The 16,188-nt window shown below is 68.2% G+C and carries 17 protein-coding genes; 4 read left to right on the forward strand and 13 right to left on the reverse strand.

The features are described from left to right. Positions 1–47: 47 nt before the first annotated feature. The 6 genes from GO986_RS21435 to GO986_RS21460 form a co-directional block, all read right to left on the reverse strand. The gene (locus tag GO986_RS21435) at positions 48–557 is read right to left on the reverse strand and encodes a CarD family transcriptional regulator (protein WP_157461561.1); all 510 of its coding nucleotides are present in this window, start codon (positions 555–557) and stop codon (positions 48–50) included. 472 nt (positions 558–1,029) lie between these two features. Beyond that, the gene (locus tag GO986_RS21440) at positions 1,030–1,725 is read right to left on the reverse strand and encodes an ABC transporter permease (RefSeq protein ID WP_369409529.1); all 696 of its coding nucleotides are present in this window, start codon (positions 1,723–1,725) and stop codon (positions 1,030–1,032) included. A 20-nt stretch (positions 1,726–1,745) separates the two neighbouring features. Continuing rightward, positions 1,746–2,696, reverse strand: a complete 951-nt coding sequence (locus GO986_RS21445) for an ABC transporter ATP-binding protein (RefSeq protein ID WP_157461563.1) — start codon at positions 2,694–2,696, stop codon at positions 1,746–1,748. Positions 2,697–2,703: 7 nt separating this feature from the next. Beyond that, positions 2,704–3,861 carry an ABC transporter permease gene (locus GO986_RS21450; protein WP_369409530.1) on the reverse strand — a complete coding sequence of 386 codons (1,158 nt, stop codon included), beginning with the start codon at positions 3,859–3,861 and terminating at the stop codon, positions 2,704–2,706. A 7-nt stretch (positions 3,862–3,868) separates the two neighbouring features. Beyond that, a complete protein-coding gene (locus GO986_RS21455; RefSeq protein ID WP_157461564.1) occupies positions 3,869–4,783 on the reverse strand; it encodes a glycine betaine ABC transporter substrate-binding protein in 915 nt (304 codons plus the stop codon). A gap of 93 nt (positions 4,784–4,876) precedes the next feature. Further along, positions 4,877–5,170: an Lrp/AsnC family transcriptional regulator gene (locus tag GO986_RS21460; protein ID WP_157461565.1), complete on the reverse strand. Its 294-nt coding sequence runs from the start codon at positions 5,168–5,170 to the stop codon at positions 4,877–4,879. 234 nt (positions 5,171–5,404) lie between these two features. On the opposite strand from GO986_RS21460, the gene ahbA reads away from it, so the two are divergent. Further along, a complete protein-coding gene (gene ahbA, locus GO986_RS21465; protein ID WP_157461566.1) occupies positions 5,405–6,460 on the forward strand; it encodes a siroheme decarboxylase subunit alpha in 1,056 nt (351 codons plus the stop codon). 190 nt (positions 6,461–6,650) lie between these two features. On the opposite strand, the gene GO986_RS21470 is transcribed toward ahbA, so the two are convergent. The 5 genes from GO986_RS21470 to GO986_RS21490 form a co-directional block, all read right to left on the reverse strand. Further along, on the reverse strand, positions 6,651–7,145 hold the full coding sequence (locus GO986_RS21470) for a hypothetical protein (RefSeq protein WP_157461567.1): 495 nt from the start codon (positions 7,143–7,145) through the stop codon (positions 6,651–6,653). Positions 7,146–7,219: 74 nt separating this feature from the next. Then, positions 7,220–8,524: a hypothetical protein gene (locus GO986_RS21475; RefSeq protein WP_157461568.1), complete on the reverse strand. Its 1,305-nt coding sequence runs from the start codon at positions 8,522–8,524 to the stop codon at positions 7,220–7,222. Continuing rightward, entirely contained in the window at positions 8,521–8,850 is a 330-nt protein-coding gene (locus GO986_RS21480) for a PadR family transcriptional regulator (protein WP_157461569.1), read from the reverse strand. The genes GO986_RS21475 and GO986_RS21480 overlap by 4 nt, the downstream gene beginning before the upstream one ends. Positions 8,851–9,030: 180 nt before the next feature. Continuing rightward, on the reverse strand, positions 9,031–9,285 hold the full coding sequence (locus GO986_RS21485) for a hypothetical protein (RefSeq protein ID WP_369409531.1): 255 nt from the start codon (positions 9,283–9,285) through the stop codon (positions 9,031–9,033). Further along, positions 9,282–10,085, reverse strand: a complete 804-nt coding sequence (locus GO986_RS21490; RefSeq protein WP_369409532.1) for a LysM peptidoglycan-binding domain-containing M23 family metallopeptidase — start codon at positions 10,083–10,085, stop codon at positions 9,282–9,284. Before GO986_RS21490 ends, GO986_RS21485 begins: the two co-directional genes overlap by 4 nt. A 168-nt stretch (positions 10,086–10,253) precedes the next feature. Here GO986_RS21490 and truA point away from each other — a divergent pair, with 168 nt between their 5' ends. Beyond that, positions 10,254–11,084 carry a tRNA pseudouridine(38-40) synthase TruA gene (gene truA / locus GO986_RS21495; RefSeq protein WP_157461571.1) on the forward strand — a complete coding sequence of 277 codons (831 nt, stop codon included), beginning with the start codon at positions 10,254–10,256 and terminating at the stop codon, positions 11,082–11,084. Here truA and GO986_RS21500 read toward each other — a convergent pair. After that, the gene (locus GO986_RS21500) at positions 11,039–11,698 is read right to left on the reverse strand and encodes a class I SAM-dependent methyltransferase (protein ID WP_157461572.1); all 660 of its coding nucleotides are present in this window, start codon (positions 11,696–11,698) and stop codon (positions 11,039–11,041) included. The two genes, truA and GO986_RS21500, sit on opposite strands and share 46 nt — an antisense overlap. An 87-nt stretch (positions 11,699–11,785) precedes the next feature. Between GO986_RS21500 and GO986_RS21505 the strand changes: the two genes are divergently transcribed. Further along, entirely contained in the window at positions 11,786–12,340 is a 555-nt protein-coding gene (locus GO986_RS21505; RefSeq protein ID WP_157461573.1) for a hypothetical protein, read from the forward strand. A gap of 107 nt (positions 12,341–12,447) precedes the next feature. Here the strand turns inward: GO986_RS21505 and tkt are convergent, their stop codons facing one another. After that, positions 12,448–14,424: a transketolase gene (gene tkt, locus GO986_RS21510; protein ID WP_198170896.1), complete on the reverse strand. Its 1,977-nt coding sequence runs from the start codon at positions 14,422–14,424 to the stop codon at positions 12,448–12,450. A 386-nt stretch (positions 14,425–14,810) separates the two neighbouring features. On the opposite strand from tkt, the gene GO986_RS21515 reads away from it, so the two are divergent. Further along, positions 14,811–15,737, forward strand: a complete 927-nt coding sequence (locus GO986_RS21515; protein WP_157461575.1) for a GNAT family N-acetyltransferase — start codon at positions 14,811–14,813, stop codon at positions 15,735–15,737. The last annotated feature ends 451 nt before the right edge of the window (positions 15,738–16,188 follow it).

Consider the following 16,188-nt stretch of genomic DNA (forward strand, 5'->3'; position numbering starts at 1 on the left):
CTTTGCAAGAAGAGGCGACCTTTCCGGGTGGCCTCTTTTCTATTTGTCTAATTGGCCTGTTGTGGGCCTTCGTTCCAGACATACACCAGCAGCTGCTGCACGTCTTGCGCGCCAGGATCGTGCAACCCACTGACCTCCTGCTCTAGCAGTTTGATGGCGCGGCGAAATGCCTGCCGGTCCAGGTCGGGCAAGCCGCGTTCCACATTCCAGCGGCGCAGTTCGCAGGTCAGAATGGCCAGCTCGAAGGGATTCCCACTGACCAGGATCTCGGTGACGCGGCGGTGCCGGGCCGCCCATTGACGGGGCAGGTTCATGCGGCTGGTTTTCAGGGAGTCAAGAAGCGCTGGCATGTCATGGGCGGTCAGGGCCGCGCGCATGCCGGCAGTATCGGGCGCAGCCACCGGCACAAAAGCCTGGCTGGCGGTGTTGGGAAACTCGACCTGATAGTAGGCGTGGGCTTCACCAGCCACCGGGCGCAGGCAGGTGCCAAGCACCACCCCAATACCGTAGGGCGGAAGGACAACGCGGTCACCAGGCTGAAAGGCAGTCTGCTTCAAGGTGTCACCTCTTGAGGCGGGCGCGGCAGGGCTGAACAATCGGCGCCGACTTCCCACGGGCGGCGTGGGGCCACTTCTGCGGCGCTGACCCAGACAGAAGCGGCCCAGCGTGAGAGCTGGGCCGCAGAAAAGGTCAGGAGAAAAACCGCAGGTTCCGAATTGACTGTGCAGACCTGGAAAGAGGAAGCCGCCGGGACTGCATGCCCAGGAGTGTAGCGCAAAGTGACCCTGGCTGCACTGTGGGTCAGTGGGCGTTGCTGGAGCGACTCAGACTCGGCTGATTGGACGAAACATTCAAGATGTCCGAGAGCTTCTTCTATAGATTCCGGTCTCACTGAGCGATTTAGAGCCCCGCCAGTAGACTGTGTTGCTCAAGAATCCCCCCTCGCTAAGAGAGTTGTGCTTGGAGGAATGCCCAGCCCTTAACTCAAGCGCTCTATCACCCTGTAGAAGTCGCGGGCTGGCCGTCTCCTCACCCCAGCGCCCTGTCCCTGCCACCCAGCAGCGCCAGCCAGGCGTCCAGCGTCAAGGCCAGCAGGGCAGACAGCAGCGCCCCGGTCAGTACCAGGGCCGTGTTTTGCTGCGACAGTCCGTTGATGATGGGCTCACCCAGGCCCCCAGCCCCCAGCGCTGCGCCGACCGTTGCGGTGCCGACGTTGTAGACAGTGCTGGTTCGCAACCCGGCCAGAATGATCGGCCGGGCCAGAGGCAATTCCACACGCCAGAGCCGCTGGGCGCTGCTCATGCCCATGCCGCGCGCGGCGTCGAGAATATGGCGCTCGGTGGCCTGAAGCCCCAGGATGGCGTTGCTGACCACCGGCACCAAGCCGTAGAGCACCAGGCCCAGCAGGGTGGGGGCCCAGCCGAAGCCCAGAGCCGGCACCGCCAGCGCCAGCACAGCAAAGGTGGGGACTGTCTGCCCCAGCCCCAGCAGGGTCTCGGTGAGCTGCCGGGGAGCGTCCCAGCCGGGGCGGGTGACCGCGACGGCCAGCGGGAGCCCCAGGCCCACCACCACCAGACTGGCCAGACCCACCAGCCCCAGATGAGTCAGGGTCAGGCGCCATAGGGGCGGGTCAAAGGGGGCAAGTTCGCCCAGACCCAGGGGCCGCAGCAGCGCTGGCAAGATGCCCGGCCACAGGCAGAGGATGAGCAGGACCGGCCACAGCACGGCGCCCCACGGCCACCTCTTCAAGAGGCCTCTGGTTCAGCGGGCTGAGGAAGTGCGCGGAGGCCAGACCAATGAACCGTGCCAATGGGCTGCCCCGCCTGCGTCACAGTCAGAGTGTCGCTGCCTTCGCGGAGCATGACGCTCAGGGCGCTGCGGGCGTTCAGCGCTGCGTCAACTAAAGGCGTTTCCGGTTGCCCCGGCCCGGTCACCACAAAGTCAAGAATCGGCCGGCCAGCGAGTTGGCGCAGCGTGGCGTCCTCGCCCAGAAATTGCCGTACGAACTCGCTGGCAGGGCGGTGAATCAGCTCGTCTGGGGGGCCGTACTGGGCCAGTTCACCGCCCTGCATCAGGGCCACCCGGTCGGCCAGGCGCAGCGCCTCGTCTATGTCATGGGTGACCATCACCACCGTTTTTCCCAGCCGCTGCTGAATCTCGCGGAAGGCCGCCTGCAGGCGCTCGCGGGCCAGGGGGTCCAGGGCACCGAACGGTTCATCCATCAGCAGCACTGGGGGGTCGGCGGCCAGCGCCCGCGCCACCCCGACCCGCTGCGCCTGACCGCCCGAGAGCTCGCCGGGCCGCTTGTGACGGAATGTCTCTGGGTCCAGGCCCACCAAGGCCAGCAACTCATCCACCCGCCGCGCCGTGGCCCGGCGGTCCTGGCCCAGCAGGTCGGGGACCGTGGCCACGTTCTGCGCGACGTTCAGGTGCGGAAACAGACCGATGTGCTGGATGACATAGCCGATGCGGCGGCGCAGCTGCTCTGGCGGGAGGTTCCGGGTGTCCTGGCCCCCCAGCAGGACATGCCCGGCGGTGGGCTCGGTCAGCCGGTTGAGCATCCGCAGTGTGGTGGTCTTGCCGCAGCCTGACGGCCCCAGCAGCGCCACCAGTTCGCCCTCGGGGACGGTCAGGCTGAGGTCCCGGACGGCCATTGCCGCGCCGTATCGCTTTTCCAGGTGATGCAGTTCAATCATGGTGTTCCTAGACCCGGCCCAGCCCGCCTTCCAGCCAGCGCAGCGCGGCGTCCAGTCCGATGGCCAGGAGCGCCGCCGGCACCGCGCCCAGAAGAATCAGGTCGGCGGCGGCGCTTTGCAGCCCCTTGAAGATGTAGGTGCCCAGGCCGCCAGCGCCGATCAGGGCCGCCACAGCAGCCACGCCCACCAGCAGCACCGCCGCCTGCCGTACCCCGCCCAGCCACACCGGCAGCGCCAGCGGCAGCTGCACCCGCCAGAAGCGCTGCACATTGCTCATGCCCATGCCGCGCGCCGCGTCCAGCACGCTGGGGCTGACGCCTTGCAGGGCCACCACGCCGTTGCGCAGGACGGGCAGCAGGGCGTAGAGCGTCATGGCGGTCAGGGCTGGGGCCACCCCAATTCCACTGACGCCGGCCGCCCGCAGTGCCGGAAAGGCGGTGGCCAGTGCCGACAGCGGCGCAATCAGCAGGCCCAGCAGCGCGAGGCTGGGCAGAGTCTGGATGGCATTGGCCGCGCCCAGCACGGCGGCGGCCACGCCAGGACGACTGGCCGCCCAGACGGCCAGTGGCGCCCCCAGGCCCACCGCCAGCCCCAGCGCCGTGCCCACCAGCCGCAGGTGCTGCGCGAGTTCCTGCCCCCAGCGCGCGCCCTCGCTGCGGGCCTCGGCCAGCACCGACCAGCTTCCCAGTGTGCCGCTGGCCAGCAGCGCGGCGACGGGGAGCGCCCAGACCCAGCCCGACCAGCGCTGCTCGGGGGCGGCCAGGGTGGCGCCGTACACCGCTATGCCCGCCCCCAGCAGATACAGCCAGACCCCGCTGGCGGCACTGGCCCGCGCAAAAGGAGGCTGGCCCACCAGCGCCGCGCCCGTCTGCGTACCCAGCAGCCACAGCCCCAGGCTCAGGGCCGCCGCCGCAGGCAGCCAGACCCAGTGACGTCGCCAGCGGCCAACCACAGCGGGCAACAGCGCCGCCAGAACGGCCAGCCCCAGCCAGGGCAGTGGCAATCGTAGGTAGTCGCCGGGGGCTAGGCGGTTGGGCCGCAGCAGCACCCAGGGCAGCAGCGCCCCGGCCAGCATTGGCAGCACCGAGCACCACAACACCACCTGCACGTCCCGCCGCGCCGCGCCGCCCAGGCCAGTGCTCCCCAGGCTGGTCGCCGGGGTCACGCCCCGGTCACTTGATGAGGCCCTTGCCCCGCAGGTACTCGCGCGCCACGTCCTGCGCCGTGCGGCCTTCCAGGGCCACCTTGGCATTCAGGCCTTGCAGGGTGGCCTGGGTGAGGGTGGCGAAGGTCTTGTTGAGGAGCGACTCGATCTGCGGAGCGGCCTTGAGGGTGGCGGTGCGGATGATAGGCGCAGGCTGGTAAACGGCCTGGGCGCCCTTGGGGTCTTTGAGGGCCACCATCTTCAGGGCGCTGAGGGTGCCGTCGGTGCCGTACGCCATGGCGGCGTTGACGCCGTTGACCCCACCGGCCGCCGCCTGCTGGGTCTGGGGTGGAGTGGCGCCCGCCAGCACCAGCTTCTGGTCGGCCTTCAGTTTGAAGCCGTAGGCCGACTCGAAGGCCGGCATGGTGTCGGGGCGGTTGAAAAATTCAGGGCTGCCTGCAATCTTGAATTTGCCGCCGCCGCCCAGGTACTTGGCCAGGTCGGCCACGCTGCTCAGCTTGGCACTCTGGGCCAGGGCCTGCGGCACCGCGATGACCCAGGTGTTGTTGACCTGCGCCGGACGCAGCCAGGTCACGCCGTTCTTGCTGTCCAGTTGCCGCGCCAGGCCGTAGATGGTGCCGGGATTGCCCGCCTGCTTGGCCGTAATCTTGGCCTGAGGAAACAGGTACACGGCGTTGCCGGTGTACTCGGGATACACGTCAATTTCGCCGGCCAGGATGGCCTTGCGGTTCACACCGGTGTCGCCCAGGTTGGTCTTGTCGGTCACGTCCAGCCCCGCGTTTTTAAGGGTCAGGACAATCATCTGGCCCAGAATTTGCGCCTCGGGGTCCAGTTTGCTCCCCACCACAATCGGTTTGGCAGCGGCGGTGGCCAGCAGCGAGCAGCCCAGGAGCAGGGCAGCGTGTGAGACAAAACGGGTCATGCGGTCACCGTACCTGTCCCCTCCGGCGCCACGGGTAGGACAGCTCACAAAACACCCCGATCCTAGACAGATGAAGGTTTCCTAAAAAGCTCTTTAGCGCTGTTGAGATTCGTCCAGACCGACCCCAAAGCCCTGATCCAGCAGCGCCTCGTTGTAGGTGCGGAAGGCCAGCATGGTCTGAGTGCGGGTGATGCCTGTCACCTGCCGCAGGCCGCCCGTCACCACGCCGTCCAGGTCCTCGTAGCGGGCGAGCTTGAGAATAGCCACAATGTCCCACTCGCCGGTCACCGAATACACCTCGCGCACCCCTGGCACCCCGGCCAGTGCCTCGGCGGTTTCCTGAATGCGGTTGCGTTCTGCCTGCACCATCACGATGGCGGTCACCATGCCAAGTATTGTGCGCCCCCGTTGCCCCCGGCTGCACCCCATAGGGACTGTCGGCTCTTTTCGGGACATTCGGGCGAGCACCGGACGCTCCTCCATATTCCAGGACTCTGGCCTCTGTCCTTCCACTTCCAGTCAGGTCAACTCCAAGACCTGTTCCGGATTTGATCGGATCCCCTCTCACTGACCGGTCGTTCGGGGACACATTGCCGCTCTGGGGGCGGGTATGGTGCAGACATGACCGCCTCCGCCGCGCCCAAGGCGCCTGTCACCCCACGCGAGCAGCTCCTGAACCGCATTCAGCGCGATATTCCTATCGTGCAGCGTCCCTACGCGCAAGTGGCGGCCGAGGTGGGCCTGAGCGAGGCCGAGGCGCTGGCCATCCTGCGTGAGGTGAAGGCCGAAGGGGTGCTGCGGCAGGTCAGCGCCATCTTCGACACCCGCACCCTGGGCTACCAGAGCAGCCTGGTGGCGGCGGTGTACGACGAAGACACCCTGGATGCCGGCGCCGAAATCGTGAACACCCACCCTGGGGTCAGCCACAACTACAAGCGCAACCACGACTTCAACCTGTGGTACACGATCGCCGTGCCGCCCGAAAGCGACCTGGAGGCCCACGTGCAGAAGCTACACGACCTCAGCGGCGCGCGCCTGACCCGCCTGATGCCCACCCTGCACCTGTTCAAGATTGGGGTGGAGTTCGACATGACGGGCAAGGAGGACTGGAACGCCAAGTCGGCGCCCCAGTACACCTCTGAGCAGCGGAACATCGGCTACGCCGTGACCGAGCTGGACCGGGCATTCGTGCTGGAATTCCAGAAGGACCTGCCGGTCACCGAGGAACCCTACGCCGACGCCTGCGCCGCCCTGGGCCTGAGTATTGACGAGGTGGCCGCCCACGCCCAGAAGATGAAAGCGGCCGGGGCACTGCGGCGCGTGTCGGCGGTGTTCCGTCACCAGAAGGCAGGCTTTACCTTTAACGCGATGGGCGTGTGGGCCGTGCCCCAGGACGAGGTGGCCGTGACGGGGCGCAAGATGGCCGAGTTCAAGGCGGTGTCCCACTGTTATCTGCGCCCCACGTACCCCGAATGGCCCTACACGATTTTCACCATGGTGCACGGGCGCAGCAAGGGCGAGGCCTTCGGCAAAATCAAGGCCATTGAGGAAGAGGTGGCGCCGGGCATTGACCACGCCATCCTGTACTCCACGAAGGAATACAAGAAGATTCGCCTGGAGTTCTACAAGCCTGAGTTTGCCGAGTGGGCGCGGCAGTATCTGGGCACGGAAGTCTAGTCGCCCCGCACCCCGGCCAGCTGACAGAGCTGGCCGGAGGTGCGTAAAGAGGATTGAGAGGCTGCTCCCGCTGTGGGGTAGCCTTTTTCTGACACCTTAACCAGGCCCTTACCGTGCGCCCCCCCCCAAATCTTCAGGGCCGCTCTCTCCGGCAGCGCGCTCATGAGGTCGGCCTGCGCTTTGGCCAGCCTCAGGGCCGGCACGCCGAGGCATTAGCGCGCTCGGTCAGAAGTGCCGGGGTCACTGGGGCCAGCGGAATGTCGCACGGCCCTACCTCGACAACCTGCATGCCGGAGGTCTGAAGGCAGCCCAGACTCATCTGCCAGCGGTTATAGGTGGCGGCTGTCAGCCCGCCGGCCAGCTTCACGCCGCCCAGGGCAAAGGCGCGGGCGGCCAGCGGGTGCGCCAGCCCAAAGTGCTTCGGACAGTCGCTGTGCTCAAAGATCAGCGCCACCCCAAAGAAGTTTTGGGCGCTGCTCAGGCAGCCAGCGCGCCGCAGGGCCAGGGTCTGCCTTTGCCGTGGGGACACAGCCGCCCTGGACTGGGCGGCTGCATGAATGGCCGCTCCTTCCCGCGCCGCCTGATCGGCAGTCAACAGGCGGGCCATCTGTGCGGCGGCGTGTGGTGTGACCCCGAACACCACCCGGCTGGGCGCGGGGCGGCCACCAGTACCGTCCAGGGTCACGCTGCTGGCCACTCGCTCCTAGCCTCGGGCCAGTACTGAACCGGCCAGCAGGCACAGGGTCAGCAGCACGGCCCTCACGGCGCGGTGTTCGGGCGCAGCTGCGCGGCTGGAACAGGGGTATAGGTTAGCTGGCGCAGGTCGGTGCCGCTCAGGCGATAGACGAGCAGGGCGCGTTCGTTCTTCTTGGTGGCGGCGAACAACTCGGGCAGGGTGCTGACTAGGCGGGCAAACCCGACCTCTCGGCCCTCGGCCAGCGGCGCGGGGAGCAGGCCGCCTGTCACGGCCCCCAGCGCCAGCGAATAAGCCCGGACAGCCGTCTGGCTCTGGCCACTCTGGCCCAGGACCGCCGCGTTGCTGAGGGTCGCGTACAGCGCGCCGTCTGGGGCGTTCACCCGCACATGATGGCCGGCTGGATCGGGGGTCAGGGTGCCCAGCGTGCCGCTGATGGCTGGAGTCATGGTGCCTGGTAGCTTTGGCAGCTGAGGCGAGAGCCAGTCCAGCATCACGTAGGACAGCAGGTCGGTGGTAAGGACCGGGTGGTCCTCTGTGCCCAGGCGCAGGGTGGCCGGACCGATGGTCAGGGTCGGGTTGCGCAGGCCGGTCAGGGTGATCCGGGCCGTGACGCTGCTTTTCAGGATATTCAGCAGGCCACTGCCAGCCACGTACTGAACGCCCCCGATGGTCTGGAGGCTGTGTTCCAGGTTCACGGTCTGACGAGGTTCCTCACCCGGAAATGACAGCTGGACCAGCCCAGCGCCGTGAAGGGGCGTAACCGTCACGCCCGCCGCGCGCAGCGCCTGATACACATCGTCCAGCTTGAGCAGGTTGGCGGCGTAGGCGGGGGTCAGCTCCCGACAGGTGGCCACTGCCGCGGCCATACCGCCGGGCTGACTCAGCTGGCGGCGCAGATACTCGGCGTGTTCTGGCGCCAGTCGGCCCAGCACGCTGGTCTGCAACTGCTGCTGGCCGGCCGGCGTGGTCAGCAGCCGCTGCGCGGTGGCGGGGGTCGCGCCCGGCACCAGCCGCACATACAGTTCGTCCAGGGTGCAGGCCGGCTGCATGCGGGGGTCAAGGATGGCCTGCACCCCTGGCACGACCGCCACCGCCTGAAAACTGAGCAGGCCGGCGATGCCCAGCGCCAGCGTGGCCCGCAGCGCGAGCGGCGCGGTATGCACCCGGCTGAGGTCACGGGCGATGGCGTGAGGGCTCCCCAGGTCGCGCAGCGCCGCCTGCTCGGCTTGCGTCTGGTCCAGGCCGCACAGCCGGTAACGGTACACCTTGTCTTCCACGGCGCCGCGCAGTTCGGTCAGGGCGTCGCGCCGCCGCTGGCCCCAGAGGCCGCGCGTGGCCTCCCGCACAAAACGGTCCGTCGGGCTCACGCTTTCCCCCCAATCACGCCGCGCACGGCGCGGGTAAAGTGCTCGTAGCGTTCGCGCTGGGCGCGCAGTTCGGCCTGGCCGCTCGGCGTCAGGGTATAGACCTTGACCGGACTGCCGCCGCGGGGCAGCACCTGAAACTCACCCTGCAAAAAACCCTGTTTTTCCAGGCGGTGCAGTGCCGGGTAGAGGGTGCCTTCACGCAGTGCGAAATAGCCGTCTGTGGCCGCCTGCACGTCGGCAATAATCTGTCCTCCGTATCGCGGTCCCTGCTCTAGGCTGGCCAGCAGCAGCAGATCGAGGTGGCCTTTGAGTTGCTGAGCATCCATACGACTCCTTCTCGGAAGGCCAGAGGGTGACCTCGCCATCCGATATAGAGGCATCGTAAAGCGAGGGTCATCGGAATGCAAGGGCAAGTAACACGCTAAGCGTGAAGAGGTGTGGACGACCTCCCGCAGTCAGGATATCTGTGCTTTGTTGACCGCATCAGGCGCGCAGTCTCGCTGGTCTCACTGCTGCTGGCGGCCCTCACGGCGTTCCACGACCTCAAAGGTCCAGGCCCGCACCCCCTGGGGGACGCCAAGGTCCGGCGGCCGAAATGCCCAGCGGCTGGCCACCAGCGTCAGAGCCGGCTGCTCGGGGCTGGCCAGGCGCTCGGCGCCTAGAAAACCCGGCTGGCCGGGCAGGGTCGCCAGCCACGCCCGCAGCGCCGCGTGTGCCGGCTCGCCGTGGCCCTCGGCATAGTGAATCCAGACGCTGCTCACCGCAGCAGGCTCAGGGGGTCGCGCGGGTCCCAGCGCAGGTAGGTGCCGAAGTGCAGATGGGGACCAGTGGTGCGCCCGGTGCTGCCGACCCGGCCAACCAGTTGTCCCTGCACGACCAGTTCGCCTGCTTTAACGAGCGTGGCACTCAGGTGGGCGTAGCGGGTGATCCAGCCGTCCGGGTGTTCCAGCACCACGGTCCAGCCCCAGCCCCGTTCAAAGTCGGCGCGGGCCTCCAGCACCCGGCCCGAGCGCGAGGCCAGTACGCGGGTGCCGTGCGGCGCACTGATGTCAATGCCGTAGTGCATCTCGGTGTCGCCGTGCAGGTCGCGCTCGCCGTAGCCGCTGCTGACGCCCTGATAACCGGGCACTGGCCACAGCCAGGGGCGGGGGCCACCTGTGGCAGCTGGGCGCACCGTTACAGTCCCCGAGCGGGCTGCACTGGCCGCAGAGGGAATGGTCAATGTGGCCCCCGCCAGCACGGCCTTGCCCCCCTGATACTGCGGATTGGCCTTCAGCAGCGCCCCCAGCGTCACCCCGGCCCGCGCGGCGATGACGGTCAGGTTCTCGCCGCGCTGCACGGTGTAACGGCGGCCCTGGACCGGGCGTTCAGGCAGGGTCAGCACCCAGCCGGCCTGTAGCGCGCTCCCCTGAAGGCGCGGGTTGGCGGCCTGCACCTGGGCCACACTCAGGCCGGCGCGGGCGGCGATGCCGCTCAGGGTGTCGCCGGGCTTGACGCGGTAACTGGCCGCGCCTGCCGCCGCCCACAGCAAGGCCAGGCCCAACATGAAGGAACGGTTCACGCCGCGCAGCATAAGCCGGCGACCCCAGGCGCACCGTGAGAAAGCAGGCGCTCTTCAGGGCAGCGGTCGTGCGCAGCTGTTCGTCTGTGCAGCGTACTGCGGCGGCTTCCCTCCTGAGGCTGGGCGCGACGGCCACGCCGTCGGCAGTGCTAGAACAGAGCTGTCACCATGCTCCCCTCTTCTCCGTCCCCCGCACCCACGTCAGCCTTCAGGCCGCCCGCCGGGTTTCAGCGGGTGCGGCTGACGCTGGCCTGGGACGGCGCGCCCTACGCCGGCTGGCAGGCCCAGCCCAACGCCCCCAGCGTGCAGGACACGCTGCACGCGGCCTGTGCGCGGCTGGGCGGCGGCGCCTTTCGGGCCGTGGCGGCGGGCCGCACCGATACAGGCGTTCATGCCGAGGCCATGCCCGCCCACATTGACCTGCCGGCCGCCTTCCGGGTGCCGCTGCCCCGGCTGGCGCGCGCCCTGAACGCCTGGCTGCCGCCCAGCGTGGCGGTGCTGGAGGCAGCGGCGGCAGCGCCCGGCTTCCACGCGCGGTTTTCCTGTCTGGAACGGCGGTACGTCTACCGGCTGCTCGTCAGCCCGCAGCGCCATCCCCTGTGGCAGGGGCGGGCGCTGCATGTGCCGCACGCCCTGGACGCCGACGCCATGAACGCCGCTGCGCGCCTGCTGACCGGCACGCACGACTTTGCAGCTTTTGCCACTCAGGAAGACCGGCAGACCGTGCGCGAACTGCGCCGCCTGGAGGTGGTGCCGGGGCCAGAAGTCTGGGCCATTCACGTGCACGGCGAGAGTTTCCTGCGTCACATGGTGCGCGGGCTGGTGGGCACGCTGCTGCTGGCCGGGCAGGGCCGGCTGGACGCCGCAGGGGTGCAGGCCGTCCTGACCTCGCGCGAGCGGGCGCAGGCCGGGGCCAACGTGGCGGCCGGGGGGCTGTACTTTGCCGGCGCGCTTTACCCGGATGCCCCGGCCAGCACCACCAGCCGCTCCTCGCGGTAGGGCAGACCGGCGGCTGTGGCCTGGGCGTCCCATTCGGACAGGCGCTCAGGTTCTTCCATCCAGGCGCAGCGGGTCGCCCAGTCCTCACGGGTGGGCACCCGCGCCTGCACGCTGATCTGCCACTGGCCCAGCACCGTCCAGCCCACAGCGGCCAGCCGGTCCTGTACCTGCGGCACCGTCAGACGCGGTCCCACGTACAGGAAGCGGGCCTGCGGCGCGGCCACTTCGGGCAGGTGCCGGATGATGCCCGTCGGGCCGCGCCGCGACACGATCAGGTCAAAGGGACCGCGCAGGGCAGGAGGCACTGCGCCCTTGCCGTTCCAGTCGTGAAAGTCGGCCTGCGGCGCGTGCTGCCGGGCCAGCGCGAGCAGTTCGGGGACGTGGTCGTAGGCGGCCCAGCGCGCCGCCTGGTCCCCGAAGCGCGCCGCGTCCGGGCCGTGGCCGCAGCCGGCCTCCAGCACCCGCGTCTGGGGGGTCAGGTGCGTGGTCAGCAGCAGATCGTAGATCAATTCCGGGTCAGGGCCGTCCAGCACACGGGTCCAGGGGTGCCGGTAGCCGCCCAGGTCACGGGCCAGCGCGGCGTACCACTCGCGGGAATGAGGGCGCGGGGTCATGCCAGGAGGCTAGCGTGACCCGAGGACATAAGGGTTCCGTCAGCGGCGCTGTGCTCGCCGTTCAGACCAGTGTGGTCCGCTGTCTCTATGACGGCTGCGCCTGTCCTGACCCCAGCCCCGGTTCGCGTGGCGTTTCCCGCGGCCCTGCCAGAGAAAGACGGCGGCCAGGCCCAGGTGCGTGGCGCAGCGGTGGGCTGCGGCCCGCTGAGTGCCGCCTGCCTGGTGCGTGCCCACGCCGCACGGTTGGGGGTGGCCCTGCCCGAACGCGACGACCTGGCTGCCGAGTTGCTGCGCGCCCAGGGTGCCTTCCGCGTGCCCGGCAGTGGCGGGCAGCGCGCCACCTGGCCCTGGCGCTGGGTGGGCGGCCTGAATGCCTATCTGCGCGCGCACGACCTGCCGCTACGGGCGCGCGGGCAGTGGGGACCGGGGCAGGCACTGGAGGGCCGTCTGGAAGCCCTGTTTGCCCAGGGAACGCCGGTCGTGGGGCTGGAGTTCAGCCCAGGGCAGCAGCACTACGGTCTTGTGCGGGCCTACACGCCGGGCGGCGAACTCCAGGCCGAACTGCACGCGAACGGGCGGCTGCTCCGGCTGCGGCCGAGTTTAGGACTGGGCGGCCTGTTCTGGCTGGAGGAGGAGGGCTGAGGTTAAGGGCTCCTCTGAAGCGGGCTGTACAAGAGGGCTCAACCTGCCAGCAAGGGAACAGGCGCGTCCGAGGGACTTCCCCGGACGCGCCTGTTGGCCTCCTGCGTTTACAGCACGCCGCGCACGACCTTCACCACGTTCGGCACGCTGAACCCGAATTTCTCGAACAGCACGCTGGCGGGTGCACTGGCCCCAAAGGTGTCCATGCCAATCACGGCGCCGTCCAGCCCCACCCACTCGTACCAGGGGGCTTTGGTGGCTGCCTCGATGGCCACGCGCTTGACCCCTGGGGTCAGCACACTGTCGCGGTAGGAGCGGTCCTGCGCCCGGAAGACTTCCATACAGGGCATAGAGACCACGCGCGCGGCAATGCCTTCGCCGCTGAGGGCCTCGGCGGCGTCCAGGGCGAGGCTGACCTCGCTGCCCGAGGCGATCAGGATGACCTGGGCGGCGCCTCCCCCCTCGGCGTCACGGACCACGTAGGCGCCCTTCTTCACGCCCGCGTGGTTGCGCGGCAGGATGGGGAGGTCCTGGCGGCTCAGGGCCAGGGCGGTCGGCCCCTTGGTGTACTCCAGGGCCATCTGCCAGGCGGCAGCCGTCTCGTTGGCGTCGGCAGGGCGAATGACGTGGGCGCCCGGCACCGCGCGCAGCATGGCCAGCTGGTCAATCGGCTGGTGGGTGGGGCCGTCCTCGCCCAGGCCAATCGAGTCGTGGGTCAGGACGTAGGTGACGGGCTGCATCTGAATGGCCGAGAGGCGAAAGGCCGGCTTGAGGTAATCGGCAAACACCAGGAAGGTGCCCACCAGCGGGCGCAGACCGCCGTACAGGCTCAGGCCGTTGGCAGCGGCGGCCATGCCGAACTCGCGCACGCCGAACAGCACGTTGCGCCCGGCCATGCTGCCTTCCTGCATCTCGCCGCCGTCCTTGATGGTGGTCTTGGTGCTGCCCGACAGGTCGGCGCTGCCGCCCATCAGCCCCGGCACCACCTTCGCCAGCGCGTTGATGACCTCGCCGCTGGCGTTGCGGGTGGCCGCTGCTTTACCGCCGACTTCGTAGCTGGGCAGGGCGTCGGCCAGGGCCGCCGGCAGGTCGCGCGCCAGCAGGGCGTCCACCTCGGCGCCCAATTCAGGGTGCGCCGCGCGGTAGCCGTCCATCAGGGTGTTCCAGTCAGTTTCCAACTTCGCGCCGCGCTCGTGGGCGTCCATGTGGGCCTTGACTTCTTCCGGCACGGTAAAGGTGGGATAGTCCCAGCCCAGCGCCGCCTTGGTCTCGGCCACGCCCTCGGCGCCCAGCGGCTCGCCGTGGGCCTTGCTGGTGCCGGCACGTGGGCTGCCAAAGCCAATCACGGTGCGCACCTGAATCAGTGTGGGGCGGTCGCTGCCCTGGGCCTCGGCAATGGCGGCGCGAATCTCGGCCAGGTCGTTGCCGTCGCCCACCTTCAGCACGTTCCAGCCGTACGAGACGTAGCGCGCGGCGGTGTCCTCGCTCTCGGCCTTGCTGGTGGGGGTGTCGAGCTGAATCTGGTTGTCGTCGTGCAGCCAGATCAGTTTGTTCAGGCGCAGGTGCCCGGCCAGCGCGGCGGCCTCGTGGTTCACGCCTTCTTGCAGGTCGCCGTCGCCCAGCACCGCGTAGGTGTGGTTGTCGAAAATGGCGAAACCGGGGCGGTTGTAGCGCGCGGCCAGGTGCGCCTCGGCCATCGCCATGCCCACCGTCATCGCGGCGCCCTGCCCGAGCGGCCCCGTCGTGGCGTCCAGACCGGGCGTGTGGAAGAACTCGGGGTGCCCCGGAGTCTTGCTGCCCCACTGGCGGAAATTCTTGAGGTCTTCAAGCGGCATGTCGTAGCCGGTCAGGTGCAGCAGGCTATAGATGAGCATGCTGGCGTGCCCCGCCGACAGCACGAAGCGGTCACGCCCGGCCCATTCGGGGTGCTGCGGGTTGAAGCGCAGAAAGTCCTGCCACAGCACGTAAGCCAGGGGGGCGGCCCCCAGCGGCGCGCCGGGGTGGCCGCTGTTGGCCGCCTGCACGGCGTCAATGCTCAGGGTGCGGATGGTGTTCACGCTCAGCTGCGAAAGGTCGCTGGACATAGGGTTCATCCTACCCTGCCAGAAGTATGTGTACAGAGTACACTTAAGGAAAGAGCTGGACAGGCCAGCGCTGCAACACCAAAAAAAGCGCCCCCTCATGACAGAAGGGGCGGAAAACACTGAACTTGGGCGGGCTCCGTCCTGGCCTACAAGCACACCACGGCGCTTCCATTCCGGTGAGAACAGAATACGGCATGAGCGTAATCCTGTCAAGCAGCTCTGTGAATGTGGGGTGAGTATGAATCGGCATGCATGGTGGGGCCAAGCGCTGGCTCAGCAGTCCCGGTGTTTCGAGGGGTGTATATGCACCAGTGGCCGTCCTTCTGAGCCATCTGGCGTAGGGGCCGGGTTCGCCAGGAGAGGGGAGAGTCGCGCACCATGACGCCATGACGCACGCCCTGCACGCCACCGCCCACCTGCCGACCCTCCGCCCCTTTCGCCAGAGCGACGCTGTGGCGGTGGCCCAGCTCTTGACAGACAGCGTGCGTGGGCACTGGACCTACACGCCAGAGCAGTTCCGTGAGGCCACGCCGCCCAGCCGCCTGGTGGCCGAGCAGGAGGGCCAGGTGATCGCCACCGCGCGCCTGGCTCCGTTTGGCCCCAGTGTGCCTGACGCCCTGCGCCTGGACCTGGCCGGCGACGGCAGCGCCTTCACGGCCCTGACCCTGGCGCTGCTGGCCGAGGTGCCGGCTGGCTTTGCCCGCGTGTTGGGCGTCACCCGCGAGGATTTTGGTGAGCAGATGGATTTCTTCCACGCCGCCGGCTTTCGCAACGCCTGGCAGTCGTGGGGCGCCCACCTGGACCTGACTCGCTTTGACCCGGCGGCGTTCGAGCCGCTTCAGGAGCGGCTGTTTCTGGCCGGCTATGAACCGGAGCGCCTGTCGCCTGATGCGCCTGAGCGCGACTGGGACGCCCTCTTTGCCCTGCACGAACGCGGCATACAGGACAGGCCGCGCAACCCCACCACCACGCCTGACCCCCTGACCCGTGACACCCTGCGTGAGACCATCCGACGCGAGGAAGCCGCGTTCGTCACCCGCGTCAAGGGCGAGATCGTGGCCCTGACCCGCCTGAGCCTGCGCGGCCAGGAGGTGGACTCGGAAGACACGGTCACTCACCCAGGGCACCGGGGGCGCGGCGTGGCGACGGCCCTGAAGGCTTTTGCGCTGGCCTGGGCCAGGGCGGAAGGGCACACCCACGCCGGCACGGGCGGCACGGTGCTGAACCTCCCAATGCTGCGCGTCAACACCCGCCTGGGCTACCGCGTGGAACGGATGTGGGTCACCTGGGAGAAAGAGCTCGCCTCAGAGTGAATTCAGGGTGATGTGTCCCTAAGGTAACGACGAAGCTGGACTGGCTGGCTGGGAGATCGCCGCAGGCTCCAGGCAGACTTGCACACCCGCGCGGCAGAACGAACGGCGACGGGCGTGCCACAAGAGATAAGGCGCATCCAGAGTCCTCTTGCGGGAGACTGTGGCCCCTTGAATGAAACTGAACACCCCTAAGTGCATAGCGCGTCTGCCCACCCGTTCCTTTTCAGAGCGTGTGGGCGGGCGTTTTTTAGAGTGGCCGGCTGGGGTTGACCAGCGCTGCATACCGCGCTATTCTTTTCCTATCACCGCCGAAGAAGGCGGCTTTTTTTGTTTTGCCCTTCATTCGTGGGTTAGAGCTTCTTGGAGTTCCCTCTCAGCAAGCTTCTATGCAGCCAGCGCCATGGTGCCCCAGAAAATCTGCTGTCCAGAACGCTGGATTTAAGGTTCACTG

The sequence above is a fragment of the Deinococcus arboris genome, assembly GCF_009755355.1.
GTDB classification, from domain to species: Bacteria; Deinococcota; Deinococci; order Deinococcales; family Deinococcaceae; genus Deinococcus; species Deinococcus betulae.